The organism is Microbacterium sp. CFBP9023 (assembly GCF_034045055.1).
Taxonomy (GTDB): Bacteria; Actinomycetota; Actinomycetes; order Actinomycetales; family Microbacteriaceae; genus Microbacterium.
On record NZ_JAXCWI010000001.1, the window covers coordinates 1,206,873 to 1,223,283 of the forward strand.

17 protein-coding genes are annotated in these 16,411 nt (G+C 68.6%); 9 read left to right on the plus strand and 8 right to left on the minus strand.

From position 1 onward, the window contains the following. Positions 1-4 precede the first annotated feature (4 nt). The 3 genes from SOM10_RS05855 (at position 5) to SOM10_RS05865 (ending at position 2,295) form a co-directional block, all read left to right on the plus strand. Complete coding sequence (locus SOM10_RS05855; protein WP_320488908.1) at positions 5-958, plus strand: shikimate dehydrogenase; 954 nt, start codon at positions 5-7, stop codon at positions 956-958. Beyond that, entirely contained in the window at positions 958-1,926 is a 969-nt protein-coding gene (locus SOM10_RS05860) for an aryldialkylphosphatase (protein ID WP_320488910.1), read from the plus strand. The genes SOM10_RS05855 and SOM10_RS05860 overlap by 1 nt, the downstream gene beginning before the upstream one ends. Positions 1,927-1,998: 72 nt before the next feature. Then, entirely contained in the window at positions 1,999-2,295 is a 297-nt protein-coding gene (locus SOM10_RS05865; protein WP_320488912.1) for a putative quinol monooxygenase, read from the plus strand. Positions 2,296-2,375: 80 nt separating this feature from the next. On the opposite strand, the gene SOM10_RS05870 is transcribed toward SOM10_RS05865, so the two are convergent. From SOM10_RS05870 to SOM10_RS05885, 4 genes are all read right to left on the minus strand, one after another. Then, a complete protein-coding gene (locus tag SOM10_RS05870) occupies positions 2,376-3,374 on the minus strand; it encodes an ABC transporter substrate-binding protein (RefSeq protein ID WP_056280540.1) in 999 nt (332 codons plus the stop codon). Between the two features lie 49 nt (positions 3,375-3,423). Further along, a complete protein-coding gene (locus tag SOM10_RS05875) occupies positions 3,424-4,458 on the minus strand; it encodes an ABC transporter permease (RefSeq protein ID WP_171821947.1) in 1,035 nt (344 codons plus the stop codon). After that, on the minus strand, positions 4,458-5,960 hold the full coding sequence (locus SOM10_RS05880; protein WP_320488915.1) for a sugar ABC transporter ATP-binding protein: 1,503 nt from the start codon (positions 5,958-5,960) through the stop codon (positions 4,458-4,460). Before SOM10_RS05880 ends, SOM10_RS05875 begins: the two co-directional genes overlap by 1 nt. A 187-nt stretch (positions 5,961-6,147) precedes the next feature. Continuing rightward, the gene (locus SOM10_RS05885) at positions 6,148-7,017 is read right to left on the minus strand and encodes a sugar phosphate isomerase/epimerase family protein (protein WP_320488916.1); all 870 of its coding nucleotides are present in this window, start codon (positions 7,015-7,017) and stop codon (positions 6,148-6,150) included. A 190-nt stretch (positions 7,018-7,207) separates the two neighbouring features. Here SOM10_RS05885 and SOM10_RS05890 point away from each other — a divergent pair, with 190 nt between their 5' ends. Then, on the plus strand, positions 7,208-8,209 hold the full coding sequence (locus SOM10_RS05890; RefSeq protein ID WP_320488917.1) for a LacI family DNA-binding transcriptional regulator: 1,002 nt from the start codon (positions 7,208-7,210) through the stop codon (positions 8,207-8,209). Positions 8,210-8,346: 137 nt separating this feature from the next. Here SOM10_RS05890 and SOM10_RS05895 read toward each other — a convergent pair whose 3' ends face one another. Together SOM10_RS05895 and SOM10_RS05900 are read right to left on the minus strand one after the other, a co-directional pair. Continuing rightward, entirely contained in the window at positions 8,347-9,312 is a 966-nt protein-coding gene (locus tag SOM10_RS05895) for an aldo/keto reductase (RefSeq protein ID WP_320488919.1), read from the minus strand. After that, positions 9,299-10,594: an L-fuconate dehydratase gene (locus tag SOM10_RS05900; protein WP_072591986.1), complete on the minus strand. Its 1,296-nt coding sequence runs from the start codon at positions 10,592-10,594 to the stop codon at positions 9,299-9,301. The genes SOM10_RS05895 and SOM10_RS05900 overlap by 14 nt, the downstream gene beginning before the upstream one ends. Positions 10,595-10,729: 135 nt before the next feature. Here SOM10_RS05900 and SOM10_RS05905 point away from each other — a divergent pair, with 135 nt between their 5' ends. Together SOM10_RS05905 and SOM10_RS05910 are read left to right on the plus strand one after the other, a co-directional pair. Beyond that, positions 10,730-11,590, plus strand: a complete 861-nt coding sequence (locus tag SOM10_RS05905; protein WP_056280521.1) for a fumarylacetoacetate hydrolase family protein — start codon at positions 10,730-10,732, stop codon at positions 11,588-11,590. Next, positions 11,572-12,345 (plus strand): SDR family NAD(P)-dependent oxidoreductase, encoded by a 774-nt coding sequence (locus SOM10_RS05910; protein ID WP_320488924.1) that lies wholly within the window; start codon positions 11,572-11,574, stop codon positions 12,343-12,345. Before SOM10_RS05905 ends, SOM10_RS05910 begins: the two co-directional genes overlap by 19 nt. 46 nt (positions 12,346-12,391) lie before the next feature. Here SOM10_RS05910 and SOM10_RS05915 read toward each other — a convergent pair whose 3' ends face one another. Beyond that, positions 12,392-13,372: an amidohydrolase family protein gene (locus tag SOM10_RS05915; RefSeq protein ID WP_320488926.1), complete on the minus strand. Its 981-nt coding sequence runs from the start codon at positions 13,370-13,372 to the stop codon at positions 12,392-12,394. 46 nt (positions 13,373-13,418) lie between these two features. Here SOM10_RS05915 and SOM10_RS05920 point away from each other — a divergent pair, with 46 nt between their 5' ends. Then, entirely contained in the window at positions 13,419-14,096 is a 678-nt protein-coding gene (locus SOM10_RS05920) for a FadR/GntR family transcriptional regulator (RefSeq protein WP_053097960.1), read from the plus strand. Between the two features lie 170 nt (positions 14,097-14,266). On the opposite strand, the gene SOM10_RS05925 is transcribed toward SOM10_RS05920, so the two are convergent. Next, positions 14,267-14,929, minus strand: a complete 663-nt coding sequence (locus SOM10_RS05925; RefSeq protein ID WP_320488927.1) for a transaldolase family protein — start codon at positions 14,927-14,929, stop codon at positions 14,267-14,269. 107 nt (positions 14,930-15,036) lie between these two features. Here SOM10_RS05925 and SOM10_RS05930 point away from each other — a divergent pair, with 107 nt between their 5' ends. Together SOM10_RS05930 and rbsD are read left to right on the plus strand one after the other, a co-directional pair. Then, the gene (locus SOM10_RS05930; RefSeq protein WP_053097963.1) at positions 15,037-15,987 is read left to right on the plus strand and encodes a ribokinase; all 951 of its coding nucleotides are present in this window, start codon (positions 15,037-15,039) and stop codon (positions 15,985-15,987) included. Positions 15,988-16,005: 18 nt separating this feature from the next. Then, the gene (gene rbsD / locus SOM10_RS05935; RefSeq protein WP_320488929.1) at positions 16,006-16,410 is read left to right on the plus strand and encodes a D-ribose pyranase; all 405 of its coding nucleotides are present in this window, start codon (positions 16,006-16,008) and stop codon (positions 16,408-16,410) included. Position 16,411: the final 1 nt, after the last annotated feature.

Consider the following 16,411-nt stretch of genomic DNA (forward strand, 5'->3'; position numbering starts at 1 on the left):
AGCGATGACCATCACCGAGAACACCGCGACCCCCGCGACCACGACCGGCGGCTACATGGGCTTCGTCGGCGTGAGCACCGGCTCGTCGTCGATCATGAAGGTGTTCCCGAAGTGGGCCGAGGTGCTGGGCCTCCCCACCGAGAACCTCATCGGACACGACCTTCCGATGGATGCGACTCCCGAGCAGTACGTCGCCATGGTCGAGCAGATCCGCGACGACCCGCAGCACCGGGGCGCACTGGTCACGACCCACAAGATGAACGTGTTCGCCGCGGCATCCGACCTGTTCGAGGAGCTCGACCCGTTCGCCGTCTCGTGCTCCGAGATCTCGAGCATCTCGAAGCGGGGCGACCGCCTGATCGGCCGCGCCAAAGACCCCCTCACCGTCGATCTCGCACTCGACGACTTCCTGCCGACCGACCACTTCGCCCGCACCGGGGCGGAGGTCGTGATCCTCGGCGCCGGCGGCTCGGGCACCGCGCTCAGCTGGGCGCTGGCGGAGAGGACGGATGCTCCGGCGAAGATCACCGTAACCGCTCGCGACGACGACAAGCTCGACCACCTGCGCGAGGTGCACCGCCAGCACGGCACCCCCGACGGGCTGATCACGTACGTGCGCACCGACACGGTGCAGGATGCCGCGGCCATCGTCGCAGGCGCTCCCGCGGGCTCGCTGATCGTGAACGCCACCGGCCTCGGCAAGGACCGCCCGGGCTCGCCGCTGCCCGACGACGTCGCGTTCCCCGAGGACGCGTGGGTGTGGGAGTTCAACTACCGCGGCTCGCTCGAGTTCCTGCATCAGGCGCGTGCGCAGGAGGGCGCGCGCGGTCTGCACGTGGTCGACGGCTGGCGCTACTTCATCCACGGGTGGTCGCAGGTCGTCGCCGACGTGTTCGAGATCGACCTCACGCCCGAGATCGTCGAGCGGCTCGCCCAGGCCGCCGAATCGGTGCGCTGATGCCCGTCGTGCGGACGGTGCTCGGCGACATCGACCCGACGCGTCTCGGGGCGACGGACTATCACGAGCACCTGTTTCAGATCTCGCCGCTGCTGGTCGGCGATGAGCTCGACGATGAGGAGCTCTCCGGCCAGGAGGCCGCCCTGCTGCGGGCCAGCGGCTTCGTGGCGATGGTCGATGCGACGCCGTTCGGGCTCGGGCGCGATCCCGAGGGGGTCGCACGCATCAGCGCCGGCACCGGACTGCACATCGTCGCCACGACAGGGCGCCACCGCGAGGCGCACTACGGCGAGGACCATCCGATGCAGGTGTGGGATGTCGAGCGCCTGGCCGAGCTGTTCATCGCCGAGGTGATGCGCGGGATGCTCGTCGAGGATGCGCTGGTGTTCGAGACCCCCGATGTGCCCCGGGCGGCTGCGCCCGAGGGACCGCCGGTACGCGCCGGGATGCTGAAAGCCGGCGTCGGCTACTGGAGCATCACCGCCTTCGAGCACACGACCCTGCTCGCGGTCGCAGCGGCGCACCGAGCGACCGGCGCGCCGGTCATGGTGCACCTGGAGTTCTGCACCGCCGCGCACGAGGTCCTCGATCTGCTCGAGGGCGAAGGCGTGGCATCCGATCGCGTCGTGCTCGCGCATGCCGACCGCGATCCGGATGCCGGGCTGCACGCGTCGCTCGCCGAGCGCGGTGCCTACCTGGGCTACGACGGCTTCGCGCGTCCGCGCACGAGGTCGGATGCCGAGCTGCTCGCCCTGACCGAGAAGGCCGTCGCCCTCGGATGCGGAGACCGCATCCTTCTCGGCGGCGATGTCGCCCGCCGCACCCGCTACCTCGCGTACGGCGGCATGCCGGGTCTCGCCTATCTCGGCGAGCGCTACCTGCCGCGGCTGCGCTCCGCGGTGGGCGACGACGTGGTCGAGCGGATGCTGGTCGCCAACCCCGCGCGCCTGCTCACCCTGTCGACCTGACCCTGTCAGCCTGACCACACCGCTGCCTGACCGCACCGTCCCACCCCGCCAGCCCACACCCGAGGAGTCCGCATGACCGAGCCGACCATCCTGCATGCCGTGTTCACCGCACGCCCCGACAAGGGCGACGAGGTCGCGGCGCTGCTGCGCGACTTCGCCGAGGTGGTGCGCGCCGAAGAGGGCAACGTCGTGTTCGATGCGACGCGGCTCGTCGACGACCCCGACCGCTTCTTCGTCTACGAGGTCTACCGCGACGAGGCGGCCTTCCAGGCGCACATCTCGGCCCCGGCCGGCGTCCCGTTCAATGAGGCGCTGCAGCAGCTGATCGTCGAGCCGGCATCCGTGCTGACCTTCCTCCGACGCATCTGACGCACCCCGCCACGCGCCCCCGCACCCCCGGCGCGAAAGAAGCCCCCCACCCGAAGGTGAGGGGCTTCTTTCTCAGCGGGTCACTCGTAGAGGACCGCTGCGATGTCCTCGTCCTCGAGGTTCGTGCTGTCGTACCAGTACGAACCCGTGTCGTAGAACTCCTCGACGTCCTCGCCGTTGGCCGCGTCGTACGCCGCCTGGACGACCTGCGCGCCGATGCCGATCGGGTCCTGCGTGATGGCGCCGGCCATCGTTCCGTCCTTGATCGCGTTGATCTGGGCAGCTCCCGAGTCGAAGCCGACGATCGTGATCTTGCCCTTCTCGAGGCCGAGCTCGTTCACGGCGTTCACGACGCCGATGGCCGAGCCCTCGTTGGTGCCGTAGATGCCCTTGAGATCGGGGTGAGCGGCGATCAGCGTCTTCGCGATGTCAGCCGACTTCAGGTGGTCGCCGTCACCGTACTGGATGTCGACGATCTTGATGTCGGGGAAGTCCGCCTCGATCTTCTCGACGAATCCGTCACGACGCTCGACACCGGTCGAGTTGATGTTCGAGTGGCCGACGATGGCGACTTCGCCCTCGCCGCCGATCAGCTCGGCCATGTGCTCTGCGGCGAGCGCACCGGCGACCTTGCTGTCGGTCGCCGACAGGCTGAGTCCGACGTCGCCGTCGCAGGGAGCGTCGAAGTACACGACGGGGATGTCCTTGGCCTTCGCCTGCTCGAGCGGGGCGACGCACGCCTCGGGGTCGAGGGCGGCGTAGGCGATGGCATCCGGGTTCTTGTCGATCGCGGTGGTGAGCATCTCGAGCTGCTGGGCGATCTCGGTCTCGGCGGCCGGGCCCTCGAACGTGATCTTCACGCCGAGCTCGTCCGCCTTCTCCTGAGCACCGGTCTTGACGGCCTGCCAGAACTGGTGCTGGAAGCCCTTCGAGACGAGCGCGATGTACATCTCGCCGTCGCCGCTGCCTCCGTCGCCGCTGCCTTCTTCGATGACGTCACCGCCGCCTGCGCAACCCGCGAAGACGAGGGCGGATGCGGCCACGAGTGCCGCGAATGCGGTCTTCTTGCCGAATTTCATGGAAACTCCATTGTTCTCTGTGTGGTGGTGGGGGGTGTAGATCTGTGGGTCAGGTGCGCTGGCGGTTGCGCAGCGAGTCGAGGAAGACGGCCAGCAGCACGACGATGCCGACGACGATGTTCTGCCACTCCGACTGGATCGACATGATGCGCAGGCCGTTGACGAGCACGCTCATGATGAGCGCACCGATCACGGTGCCGAGGATCGAGCCTCGTCCGCCGAGCAGCGACGTTCCGCCGATGATGACGGCGGCGATCGCCTGCAGCTCGTAGCCGGTGCCGATCTGCGGCTGCGCCGAGTCGAGACGGGCCGCGATCACGATGCCCGCGATGCCCGTGAAGGCGCCCGCGAACATGTAGATGAGGATCGTCCAGCGGCGGGTGTTCACACCCGACAGCCGGGTGGCCTCCTCGTTCGAGCCGATCGCGAACGTGTAGCGGCCGAGGAGCGTCTTCGACAGCACGAGCCACGCGATGATCGCGGCCACGGCGGTGATCAGCACGGCGTTCGGGATGCCGGGGATGATCACGCCGAGCGCGATCTTCTTGAAGTCGGGGGCCGAGGTCGAGAAGTAGATCGGCGAGACGTTCGAGATGACGAGGGCGAGTCCGCCGGCGATCATCATCATCGCGAGGGTCGCGATGAAGGGCGGCAGCCGGAGGAAGGTGATGTTGATGCCGTTCACGAGTCCCATGAGGACACCCGTGAGCACACCGCCGATCACGCCGACCCAGACGGGGAGCCCCATGTTGGTGACGAAGACACCCGTCATCACGGCGCACAGCGCCATGCCGGTGCCGATCGAGAGATCGATGCCGCCGGTGATGATGACGAAGGTCGTGCCGAGGGCGAGGATGCCGATGACCGCCGTCGACAGCAGCACCGTGGCGATGTTGCTGAAGGTGAAGAAGTTCGGGCTGGCGATCGAGAAGAAGATCACCAGGACGATCAGCGTGCCGAAGGCGAGTGACTGCTGCAGCTGGCGGCGGAGGAACCCGCCGAAGTCGCGCTTGTCGGTGTTCTCATCGACCGCCGTCTGGATGATCGTCGTCGTCGACGATCCGGACTGCTGTGGGGTGCTCATCAGTCTTCCTCCCCGTGGGCTGCGAGTTGCATGATCTTCTCCTGGCTGGCTTCCTCGTTGCGGAGCGTCCCGGTGATCCGACCGTTCGCGAAGACCGCGATGCGGTTCGCGACGCGGAGGACCTCGGGGAGCTCCGATGAGATGACGATGATGGATTTGCCCTGGTCAGCGAGCTGCTGCATGAGGCGGTAGATCTCCTCCTTCGCGCCGACGTCGATCCCTCGGGTCGGCTCGTCGAAGATGAGGATGTCGCAGTCGCGCATCAGCCACCGGGCGATGACGACCTTCTGCTGGTTCCCTCCCGAGAGCAGCTTCACGACCTGGTTCACCGAGGGCGTCTTGACCCGCAGCTGCTGCACGTACTCCTTGGTGCGGTTCTTCGCCTTCGCGTCGCCCATCCAGCCGATGCCGTTGGCGTACGACCCGAGCGAGGCGAGCACGGTGTTGAAGGTCACGTCCTGCTCGAGCATCAGGCCCAGCAGCTTGCGGTCCTCCGAGAGGTAGCCGAGGCCGTGCTTGACCGCATCCGCCGGCTGTCCGATTCGCACCGGGTCGCCGCCGATCGCGATCGTGCCGCCGTCGCGGTGGTCGGCACCGATGATGGCCCGCGCGGTCTCGGTGCGCCCGGCGCCCATGAGCCCGGCGAAGCCCAGGATCTCGCCCTTGTGCAGCTGGAACGAGACGTCCTTGAGGAGGTTCTTGGTCGAGAGTCCCTGCACGTCGAGCACGATCGGGTCGTTGATGTGATCGCGGGCCTGCGGACGGGTTCCCTCGTCGATCACGCGGCCGACCATCATCTCGATGATCTTCGGGACGCTGACCTCCGACTTCTCCAGTGATCCGATGTATGTGCCGTCACGGAGCACCGTGACCCGGTCGGCGAGACGCCGCAGCTCGTCCATGCGGTGCGAGATGTAGACGATGCCGGTCCCCGAGGCGCGCAGCTGCTCGATCAGCAGGAACAGGGTCTCGGTCTCGGAGTCGGTGAGCGCCGAGGTGGGCTCGTCCATGATGAGCACCTTGGCGTTGAACGAGAGCGCCTTGGCGATCTCGACCATCTGCTGCTCGGCCACGGTCAGCTCGCCGACGAGCTGTCGCGGGTTGACCCTGATGCCGAGGCGCTGCAGCAGTTCGGCCGTCTGCGCGTTGAGCTTGCGCTCCGACAGGAAGGGGCCGGTGGTGGGCTCGCGACCCACGAAGATGTTCTGCGCCACGGTGAGATCGGGCATCAGGTTGAGTTCCTGGTGGATGATCGTGATGCCGAGCTGCTGCGCCTGCAGCGGGCTGGTGAGTTCGACCTCCTGGCCCTCGAACGTGATGGTGCCCTCGTCCTTGGTGTAGATCCCCGAGAGGATCTTCATCAGGGTCGACTTGCCGGCGCCGTTCTCGCCCACGAGCACCAGCACCTCGCCGGCTCGCACCTCGAGGTGCACATCCTTGAGAGCCTGCACACCGGGGAATCCCTTGCTGATCCCGTCGACTCTGAGAATGGGGTCACTCATGTGCTCACCTGCTTCCTTGAAGGTCGTGATGCGATATTCCGGTCGGGTCCGGAAACATCGGATCAATTCTGCGTCTTACGCCCCACCCTGCGCAAGTTGTATCTAAATGTAACTAAGACTTCTTCGGATGGGAAGACCTGTAATAACAAGTTGGCAACAGGTCGGCGGATCGAGGCGACGGCCCGGCTCAGTGCAGCCGGATCGAGTCGACCGCGACGAGCTTGTCGCGGATGTAGGCGTTGGCGTGCGCTCCGAGCTCGACGTTGTCGGTCCACAGGTTGCGCCAGATGCCGAGCATGCGGCTGAGATCGGGGGCGACGACGGCTGACGAGAACGACTCGAACACGATCGGACCGTCGTAGCCGATGCGGCCCAGCGCCTTGAAGAAGTTGTCGAAGTCGACGGTGCCGGTGCCGAGATAGCCGCGGTGGCTCTCCCCGATGTGCACGTAGCGCAGGGCCGGAGCCGCGTCGAGGACCGGCGCGAACATATCCGACTCCTCGATGTTCATGTGGTACGTGTCGAGGTGGATGCCGAGGTTCGGCCGATCGACCTCGGCGAGGTAGGCGAGCGCCTGGCGTGCGGTGTTCAGCACGTTCGTCTCGTATCGGTTCACGACCTCGAGCGAGACCGAGACGCCGCGCTCTGCGGCATGGTCGGCGACGCGGGCGATCGTGCGCCGGCTGCTCTCCAGCCCCTCGGCCGTCACCGGGTCCATGTACTTCTGCATCGCGCTGTAGATCACGCCGCAGAAGTGCTGGCCGCCGAGGTCGGCGAGCACGTCGACCGCCCTGAGCAGCAGCGCCTCCCCCGCGGCCACGACGGCCGGGTCGGAGCTCGTCACGTCGGTCGCTCCCGAGAGTCCGAGCGAGGCGCTGACGGCGAGATCGTGCTCTTCGAGCGCGTCCTTCGCCGCGGTGACGTCGAACGAGAACGGGTCCATCAGCGGGAACTCGATCAGGTCGAATCCGGCCGCCTTCGTCTTCTCGACGGAGAGACGGATGCCGTCGGCATCGAAGTCTCCGGTCCAGACGAGCCCGTGGCATCCGATGTTCATGAGACCTCTCGGAGACGGGTGTGCGGCACCTTCGCCTCGGCAGGATTGGCACGTTGCAACTCTGCGTTCAGGTCACCGTACGCGGGTCGGGGATGCGGTGTCAAGAACTTTCTTGGCACGTTGCAATCGCTGGGCTACTCTGGACTCGCCGCCGACAGTCCTGCGTCGACGCGCAGTCGACAGGAGCTCCATGCCCGCCAGCGTCAAAGACGTCGCCGCTCTCGCCGGGGTGTCCTCCTCGACCGTCTCGAACTACCTCAACCACCCGCATGTGCTCGGCGAATCGAGCGCGGCGAAGGTGAGGGAGGCGATCGCGCAGCTCGGCTACGTGCCCAACGAATCCGCCCGTCAACTGCGAGCCGGCTCCAGCAAGGCGCTGGCGCTGATCCTGCTCGACGCCTGGCTGCCGTACTTCCACGAGCTCTCGCGCGGGGTCGAAGACGTGGCCCGCGAGGGCGGCTGGTCGCTGTTCTTCAGCAACAGCAACCGCGACGCCGACACCGAACGCGGCAACATCGACATGTTCGAGGCGCACCGGGTGCAGGGCATCGTCATCTACCCGCTCGAAGACGTGGTGCCCCGGCTCGAACAGCTCGCCGATCGCGGCATCCGCTCGGTCGTCGTCGGCCCCATCCCCGATTCGCCGACCGTCGGTTCGGTGCTGTTCGACGACCGCGGCGGCGGACGGCTGGCGGGCGAGCACCTGCTGTCGCTCGGCCGCCGCCGCATCCTCTTCCTGGGGGCGCCGAGCGTCAGCCAGTCGAACGACCGACTCCTCGGGCTGCGCGAGGCCGTCACCGCGGCCGGGGCGACGGCCGATGTGATCGACGTGCCGCACCTGACGACCGAGGACGGCCTCGACGTCGGCGCGCGGATCGCCGAGATGCCTGCCACCGAACGCCCCGACGCGATCTTCGCCGCCAACGACATGGTGGCGATCGGCGTGCTCACCCAGCTGCTGCGCCGGGGCATCCGCGTGCCCGAGGAGATCGCGCTGGTCGGCTTCGACGACGTCGCGCAGGCCCACCAGAGTGTCGTGCCGCTGACGAGCGTGCGGCAGCCCGGGTACGACATCGGCCGGGCGGCGGGCGCGGCACTCATCCGTCAGCTCACAGACCCCACGGCCGACCTCCCCGCTCCCACACCGTTCGCCGCCGAGCTCGTGGTGCGCGAGTCGACCGTCGGCCGCTGAGCCTCGTCTCCGCCGTCGCGTCGCCGGTGCGGGCTCGGTTCACAATTCAGCACGAACCCGCACTGATGCCGCCACCGAAGCCCGAGACCGCCCACCAGCGCAGACCTATGCTGAAGTGTGAACGCGCGCCGTCCGGCTCAGCCCGGGATCAGCCCCTCTGCGGCGAGCTCGTTCCACAGCGCGCCAGGAATCTCGAGCGCCGCATACTCGGCATTCTGCGTCAGCTGCCCTGGCCGGCTTCCTCCGACCACCACCGAGCGCACCACGTCTGACTGCAGCGGGAACTGGATCGCGGCGGCGGGCAGCGGCACGTCGTGCTCGGCGCACACCCGTGCGATGCGCAGCAGCCGTTCCCACAGCTCGTCGGGAAGCTGCCCGTACTCGTATCGCCCGTCGCGGCGAGGTTCGTTCGATGCCAGCAGCCCGGAGTTGAAGACGGATGCCGCGACGATGCCTGTCCCGGTCTCTCGGCACGCCGGCAGCACCTCGGCCGCCGCCGGCTGTTCGAGCAGCGTGTATCTGCCCGCGACCATGACCAGGTCGAGGTCGGCCGACCGCACGGAGGCGGCGAGCGCATCCGACACCATCGAGCCGATGCCGACCGCAGTCACCTCGCCGTCGCGCCGCAGCTGCTCGAGCGCCGGCAGCGCCTCGGCGAGCGCGAGATCCAGGTCATGCCGCTCGGGGTCGTGCAGGTAGAGCAGGTCGATGCGCTCGATCCCGAGACGTTCGCGGGACTCATCGAGACTGGTGCGTATCCCGTCAGCCGAGAAGTCCCACACGCGCTGCAGATCGTCGGGAACATGGAAGTCGTTCGCGGTGTCGAGGCCGCCGTCGTGGTCGGGGTTCGGTCGCAGCAGGCGCCCGACCTTGGTCGACAGCACGTACTCGTCGCGCGGTTTGGTCTGCAGGAACGCCCCGAGACGACGCTCCGAGAGCCCGAGCCCGTAATGCGGAGCGGTGTCGAAGTAGCGGATGCCGCTGTCCCACGCCGCATCGAGCACCGCCCACGCCTCGTCGTCGCTCAGCGCGCGGAAGAGGTTGCCGACGTTCGCGGCCCCGTATCCGAGGGGCGGAACCGCCAGAGCGTCAGACCCCGACATGCTGCCCCGTCCACGTGTACGCGGCGATGCTCTCGGCCTTCATCTCCATGCCGGATCCGGGCACCGTGGGTGCCATGTACGACCCGCCCTGGATGTCGGTGGGGATCACGAAGTGCTCGTGCAGGTGGTCGACGAATTCGATCATCCGTCCTTCGCGGGTGCCGGTGACGGCGACGAAGTCGAACATCGAGAGGTGCTGCACGGCCTCGCACAGCCCGACGCCGCCGGCATGCGGGCAGACCGGCACACCGAACTTCGCGGCCAGCAGCAGGTTGGCGATGTTCTCGTTGACGCCCGCGACGCGCACGGCGTCGATCTGCATGACCGAGATCGCCTCGGCCTGCAGCAGCTGCTTGAAGATGACGCGGTTCTGCGCGTGCTCGCCGGTGGCGACGCGGATGGGTGCCACCCCCCTGGCGATCTCGGCGTGACCGAGCACGTCGTCGGGGCTCGTGGGCTCTTCGATCCAGGCGGGGTGGAACTCGGCGAGCGCGCCTATCCATTCGATCGCCTCCGACACCTCCCACCGCTGGTTGGCGTCGATCGCGATGGGGAAGTCCGGTCCGCACACCTCGCGGGCCTTGCGGAAACGGCGGATGTCGTCGTCGAGGTCGGCGCCGACCTTGAGCTTGATCTGGGTGAAGCCGTCGGCCATCGCCTCGCGGGCGAGCCGCTCGAGCTTCTCGTCGGAGTATCCGAGCCATCCGGGGCTGGTCGTGTAGCCGGGGTATCCGGTGGCGAGCAGTTCTCGTTCGCGCTCGAGGCGTCCCGGTTCGGCGGCGCGCAGGATCTCGAGGGCGTCCTCGGGCGTCAGCGCATTGGTGAGGTAGCGGAAGTCGACGAGGCCCACGAGCTCCTCGGGCGTCATCCGTGCGAGCAGCTGCCACAGCGGCAGCCCGGCCCGCTTGGCCTTGATGTCCCACAGCGCGTTGATGACCGCGCCGATGGCCATGTGCATGACGCCCTTCTCGGGGCCGAGCCAGCGCAGCTGCGAGTCGCCGATGATGTCGCGGAACGTCGTGCCCATGTCGTCGAGCAGCGGCTCGATCTCGCGACCGACGAGGTGCCCGGCGAGCGCGTCGATCGCGGCGACCTGCACATCGTTGCCGCGCCCGATCGTGAAGACGAACGCGTGGCCGTCGATGCCGTCCTCGGCATCCGTGCGCACGATCACGTATGCCGCCGAGTAGTCGGGGTCGGGATTCATGGCATCCGATCCGTCCAGACTCAGCGATGTCGGGAAGCGGATGTCGGTCGTGTCGAGGGCGACGATGCGGCTCACGGGTTCCTCTCGTGCACGGGACGGATATCCGTGCAGATCTCTTGGAGTGTAAACATCGGATGTCTATACTGTCAACGAGACGGGCCGCACTGACGCGCCTCGTCACCCACGGACACCTCACTGAGCAGGAGAGACATGAAGTTCGCACGGCTAGGCACCCCCGGCGCCGAGATCCCCGTCCTCGTCGAAGGCGACCGCTACCTCGATCTGCGCTCTGTGACATCCGATGTGAACGGTGATTTCCTCGCCGGTGATTTCCGGGCTCGCGTCGCCGCGGCCCGCGCCGCCGACGAACTGCCGGTTCTCGGGGATGCCGCGGCGATGCGCATTGGCGCGCCGATCGCGCGCCCGAGCGCCGTCATCTGCATCGGCCAGAACTACGCGGCGCACGCCCGCGAGTCCGGCTCCGAGCCGCCGACCGTCCCGATCATGTTCCTGAAGACGCCGAACACGGTGGTCGGCCCGAACGATGCGGTCACGATCCCCCGCGGCAGCGAGAAGACCGACTGGGAGGTCGAGCTCGGCATCGTGATCGGCGCCCGCGCCGCCTACCTCGATTCGCCCGACGACGCCGACGCCCACATCGCCGGCTACGTGGTGGCGAACGACGTCTCGGAGCGCGCCTTCCAGATGGAGGTCTCGGGCGGGCAGTGGTCGAAGGGCAAGATCGCCCCCGGTTTCAACCCGACCGGCCCCTGGCTGGTGACACCCGACGAGGTCGACGTCGACGACCTGCGGCTGCGCAGCTGGGTGAACGGCGAAGCGCGTCAGGATTCGAACACCGACGACATGATCTTCGACGTGCGCGTGATCGTGCACCACCTGTCGCAGTACGTCACGCTCGAGCCGGGCGATCTGATCCTCACGGGCACTCCCCAGGGCGTGGCCTTCGGGGGCAAGTTCCCCTATCTGACGGCGGGCGACGTGGTCGAGATCGAGATCGAAGGACTCGGGCATCAGCGCCAGGAGTTCGTGGCATGGGAGGCACAGAAGTGAGCAGCGCACTCGACGGACTCGTCGCGATCGTGACCGGCGGAGCATCCGGGATCGGAGCGGCCATCGCCGCCCGCCTGCACGCCGACGGCGCGCAGATCGCCGTGCTCGACCGCGACACCTCAGGAGCGGATGCCGCCTTCGCCGCTTTTGAGGCCGACGTGTCGGACCGTGCATCGGTGGATGCCGCCGTGGCCGCCGTCGCCGAGAGGTTCGGGCGCATCGACATCGTCGTGAACAACGCCGGGGTCGGCGCCCAGGGAGACATCAGCGCCAACGACGACGACGAGTGGGCGCGTGTGCTCTCGATCAACGTCACGGGCATCGCCCGCGTCACGTCGGCGGCGCTGCCGTGGCTCAAGAAGTCGCCGAGCGCGGCGGTCTGCAACACGGCATCCATCGCCTCGACCACCGGCCTTCCCCAGCGCGCGCTCTACAGCGCGTCGAAGGGCGCCGTCTCGGCCCTGACCCGTGCCATGGCCGCCGATCACCTGCGCGAGGGAATCCGCGTCAACGCCGTCAACCCCGGCACCGCCGACACCCCGTGGGTCGGCCGTCTGCTCGACTCGGCCGACGACCCGGCCGCCGAGCGCGCCGCCCTCGAGGCCCGCCAGCCGCATGGCCGCCTGGTCTCACCCGACGAGGTCGCCGCGGCGGTCGCCTACCTGGTGAGCCCCGCCGCAGGCTCGACCACGGGCACGTTCATCGAGGTCGACGGCGGCATGGCTCAGCTGCGGCTCCGTCCCGTCGGGGGCTGACCGCCGCGTCGCCCACTGTCCTGGTCCCGGCCCCGGACAGCGGGCGCTATGAGCGACCGCCGCGCAGCCAACCCAGGATGCCGCGGCGCGGCCGCTCCTCCCGAGAGTCCTCATGCGTCGGCCGCTCTCCGATCCGGTAGAACTCCTCGGCGTTCGTCCACATGATCGCGTCGACGTCGTGCCCGCGGCGCTCGGCCCAGGCGATCACCGCATCCGCCCATCTGATCCGAGCCGTCGGCTGGTACATGGGCGATCCGTCGACGTTCGCGTACGGGTCGCCCTCCTCCGGGGGTCCGATGACCGAGACCGGCCAGTCACTGCCCCACATCAGCCGATCGACGCCGAACGCGTCGGCCGCGGCGTTGAGGAACGGATGCAGCTGCTCGGCCGACCAGTCGCCTCCGGCCTCTCCCGGCAGCCCCGAGAGCTTGCACCACACATTCGGATGCCGTGCCAGGTCGTCGAGATCGCGCACCCATTCCATGGTCGGCGCCACCGGGGCCTTCGCCGTGCCGACCTCGGGCTTGCCGAGGTGATCGAGCACCATCCGCAGCTCGGGCACCGCCCCCGCGAGTCGGGCCACCTCGGGCAGCTGCGCGGCGCGCACGCACGCGTCGAAGGCCCAGCCGCGCGCCGCGACCTCGCGCGCCCCGGTGACGAAGTCTGCCGAGACCGCCAGTCCGTCGGGTTCGCCCTGCAGGTTGTGCCGCACGCCGACCACGAGCGGCTCGGCGGCGAGTCCTTCGAGGTGCGCGGTGGTGTCGGTGCCGCGATCCAGACGCGCGCCCGCGACGATGCCGACCACCCCGACGCGGGGCGCGAGCCCGGCCACCCACCGCACCTCTTCGAGGAAGTCGTCTTCGACGGTCTCGGCCTGCACGAACACCGCGCGCTCGGTCGTCGCGCGGGCGATGCGGGCGTGCTCGATCTCGGTCGCACCGAACAGCCAGGCGAGCGGACCCTCGAGCCACGTGTAGTGCAGAAGCTCGGGGTCCCAGAGGTGCAGGTGCGAATCGAGTACGCGCATGCCCCCATCCTGCCGCAGACATCCGATGAATGGCTAGGATGACGCCATGGCAGTGACTGACGACGCGATCGAGAAGATCAAGGCGATGATCGTGTCGGGCGAACTCGCACCCGGCGATCGCCTCCCTCCCGAGAAGGAGCTGTCCGAGCGGCTCGGCCTGTCACGCAACTCGATGCGCGAGGCCGTGAAGGCGCTCGAGGTGATCCGGGTGCTCGACGTGCGCCGCGGTGACGGCACCTATGTCACCAGCCTGGAGCCCCACCTGCTGCTCGAGGCGATCTCGTTCGTGGTCGACATGCACGACGACGACTCGATGCTCGAGATCTTCGCGGTGCGACGGATGCTGGAGTCGCAGGCGACGGGCCTCGCGGCCACCCTCGGCAGCGACGACGCGATCGCCGGCCTCGAGAGCGAGGTCGCCTCCATCGATCCGACGGTCAGCATCGAAGAGCTCGTCGAGCACGACATCCGCTTCCACCGTGAGATCGTCGGCATGGCCGGCAACGCCTATCTCGCCAGCCTCATCGAGCACCTGAGCAGTCAGACCGTGCGCGCCCGCGTGTGGCGTGGTCTCACCGAGGGCGGAGCGGTCGAGCGCACCCTCTCGGAGCACCGGGCGATCGCCGACGCCATCGCCCGGCGCGATTCGGGTCTCGCCACCTCGCTGGCCACGGCGCACATCGCCGGCGTCGAGCGGTGGCTGCGCCAGGCGGCATCCGCCTGACGCAGCGACCCTTCTCTCGGCCACGCGTCCCTCGGGCCTTCCCTGCACGCTTTCGTCGCCCGGGCCCCGACAGGCACGTTCGGCCAGATGCGCTTCGCTCGGCCGTATCCGTGACGTCGGGCCGAATCTGGTGCGTCTGGCCGACGCTGGCCCACCCGCCGAAGTGCGACTCAGGCCCCGAGCCGCCCCATCGCCGCGTCGAACTCGGCGGCGGAGCTGTCGCTGACCTCGTGGAACAGCACCTGCTCGATCACGTCGGGTGCCGCCGTGAAGTACGGCACCCCCGCGAGACGCAGACCGGTGATGTCGTCAGGTGATCGCAGGCTGGCCGCGAGCACGTTCGAGTCGCTGCCCGCGCACACCTCCTGCATGCGGGCGATCACCGCATCCCCGTCGATGCCGGCATCCCGCATCCGTCCGAGGTAGGGGGCGATGTACTGCGCCCCGATCGAGGCGCATGCCAGCGCCTGTGCGACCGAGTAGACGGCGGTGACGAGCACGGTCGCGCCGTCGCGCACCAGAGCGGATGCCGCGGCGAAGCCGTCGCGGGTCGCCGGCACCTTCACGGCCACGCGATCGCCCAGCGCACGGATGCCCTCGGCGTTGCGGAGGAAGGATGCGGTGTCGCCGCCCCACGTCTGGAAGAAGATCTCGCGGGCGCCCTCGTCCGACCAGCGGGCGTAGAGGTCGGGGATCTCCGCGGCGGTGCGGCCACCGCGCTCGAGGATCGTGGGGTTGGTCGTCACGCCGTGCACGACGCCCGCGGTGAGGAGGGAGGCGACGCGGTCGACGTCCGCGCTGTCGACATAGAGACGGGGGGCCAGCGCGATCATCGGGTCTCCTTGTGCACAACCTGTCGTTACAGGTTCGGATTCGGCTAATGTAATGACAGCCGCGGAGGATGTCAAAGCACCCCGCATCGACGACGATCAGGAGTGCCATGACAGCCGCCACCTCGCCCGATCGCACCGGCGTCGTCATCGTCGGCAGCGTGACCGCAGACGTGACGACCTTCTCGACCAGGCTCCCCGCCCGCGGAGAGACCATCCTCGGCGACGAGTTCACCCTGATGCTCGGCGGCAAGGGCGCGAATCAGGCGGTCGCCGCCGGACGATCGGGGGCCCGCACGAGCTTCGTCGGATGCGTGGGAGACGACCTCTTCCACGACCTCGTCGTCGACGGGCTGAGCGAGGCCGGAGTCGACCTCACGCACCTCCGCACGGTGCCGGGGCCGACGGGCATCGCGCACATCCGCGTCGACGCCTCGGCGCAGAACGACATCGTCATGGTGCCTCTGGCCAACGCCGCGCTCAGCACCGAGCAGATCGACGCGGCGCTCGAAGCCCTCGCGCCGACCACGTCGGTGCTGCTCACCCAGCTCGAGACGCCCTCGGCGCTCACCGCGCACATCACGTCACGAGGACGCGAGCACGGCATGACCGTCATCCTCGACCCCGCCCCCGCCGCTCCGCTGGATGACGCCGTGTGGGCGAGCATCGACATCGTCACCCCGAACGAGACCGAGGCCTCGGTGCTCAGCGGGGTCGAGGTGACGGATGCCGCGTCGGCGGAGATCGCCGGACGCTGGTTCCTCGACCGGGGCGTCGGCGCCGCCGTGATCACGCTCGCGGGTCAGGGCTCGTGCGTCGTGACCGCAGCGGGAGCATCCGTCATCCCGCCGTTCCCTGTCGAGGCCGTCGACACCACCGCGGCCGGCGACGCCTACGCCGGGTATCTCGGCGCCGCCCTCGCCAACGGCTGGGAGCTGACGGATGCCGTACGCCTGGCGACCGCCGCCGGAGCCCTCGCCGTCACGAAGCAGGGCGCCTCGCCCAGCCTGCCGCTGCGGGCCGAGGTCGACGCCTTCCTGGCCGCCCGAGAAGCCCACTGACATCCCCGAGGAGACATCATGCGCAAGACAGCGACGACCATCAACCCCGCACTCTCGCGCGTGATCAGCGAGACCGGCCACACCGATCTGCTGGTGGTCACCGACGCCGGCCTGCCCATCCCGCCCGGATCCGAGCGCATCGACCTCGCCTATCGTCCCGGCGCTCCGGGATTCTTCGACGTGCTCGACACCGTGCTCGCCGAGCTCGTCGTGGAGGGAGCGACGGTGTCGGCCGAGGTCGCCGAGAAGAGCCCTGAGGTGCTGGCCGCGCTGCGCGAGCGCTTCGCCGATCAGGACTTCGAGATCGAGCTCATCCCGCACGTCGACTTCAAGAAGCTGACCCACTCGGCGCGCGCGTTCGTGCGCTCGGGAGAGTTCACCCCCTACGCGAACGTGATCCTGCACGCGGGAGTGGCGTACTGAT

Bases quoted from the DNA above. Each gene is read 5' to 3' on its own strand.
- SOM10_RS05860 (WP_320488910.1), top strand. From the start codon at position 958: ATGCCCGTCGTGCGGACGGTGCTCGGCGACATCGACCCGACGCGTCTC.
- SOM10_RS05925 (WP_320488927.1), bottom strand. From the start codon at position 14,929: ATGATCGCGCTGGCCCCCCGTCTCTATGTCGACAGCGCGGACGTCGAC.
- SOM10_RS05905 (WP_056280521.1), top strand. From the start codon at position 10,730: ATGAAGTTCGCACGGCTAGGCACCCCCGGCGCCGAGATCCCCGTCCTC.
- SOM10_RS05855 (WP_320488908.1), top strand. From the start codon at position 5: ATGACCATCACCGAGAACACCGCGACCCCCGCGACCACGACCGGCGGC.
- rbsD (WP_320488929.1), top strand. From the start codon at position 16,006: ATGCGCAAGACAGCGACGACCATCAACCCCGCACTCTCGCGCGTGATC.
- SOM10_RS05910 (WP_320488924.1), top strand. From the start codon at position 11,572: ATGGGAGGCACAGAAGTGAGCAGCGCACTCGACGGACTCGTCGCGATC.
- SOM10_RS05920 (WP_053097960.1), top strand. From the start codon at position 13,419: ATGGCAGTGACTGACGACGCGATCGAGAAGATCAAGGCGATGATCGTG.
- SOM10_RS05875 (WP_171821947.1), bottom strand. From the start codon at position 4,458: ATGAGCACCCCACAGCAGTCCGGATCGTCGACGACGACGATCATCCAG.
- SOM10_RS05915 (WP_320488926.1), bottom strand. From the start codon at position 13,372: ATGCGCGTACTCGATTCGCACCTGCACCTCTGGGACCCCGAGCTTCTG.
- SOM10_RS05865 (WP_320488912.1), top strand. From the start codon at position 1,999: ATGACCGAGCCGACCATCCTGCATGCCGTGTTCACCGCACGCCCCGAC.
- SOM10_RS05930 (WP_053097963.1), top strand. From the start codon at position 15,037: ATGACAGCCGCCACCTCGCCCGATCGCACCGGCGTCGTCATCGTCGGC.
- SOM10_RS05880 (WP_320488915.1), bottom strand. From the start codon at position 5,960: ATGAGTGACCCCATTCTCAGAGTCGACGGGATCAGCAAGGGATTCCCC.
- SOM10_RS05885 (WP_320488916.1), bottom strand. From the start codon at position 7,017: ATGAACATCGGATGCCACGGGCTCGTCTGGACCGGAGACTTCGATGCC.
- SOM10_RS05890 (WP_320488917.1), top strand. From the start codon at position 7,208: ATGCCCGCCAGCGTCAAAGACGTCGCCGCTCTCGCCGGGGTGTCCTCC.
- SOM10_RS05895 (WP_320488919.1), bottom strand. From the start codon at position 9,312: ATGTCGGGGTCTGACGCTCTGGCGGTTCCGCCCCTCGGATACGGGGCC.
- SOM10_RS05870 (WP_056280540.1), bottom strand. From the start codon at position 3,374: ATGAAATTCGGCAAGAAGACCGCATTCGCGGCACTCGTGGCCGCATCC.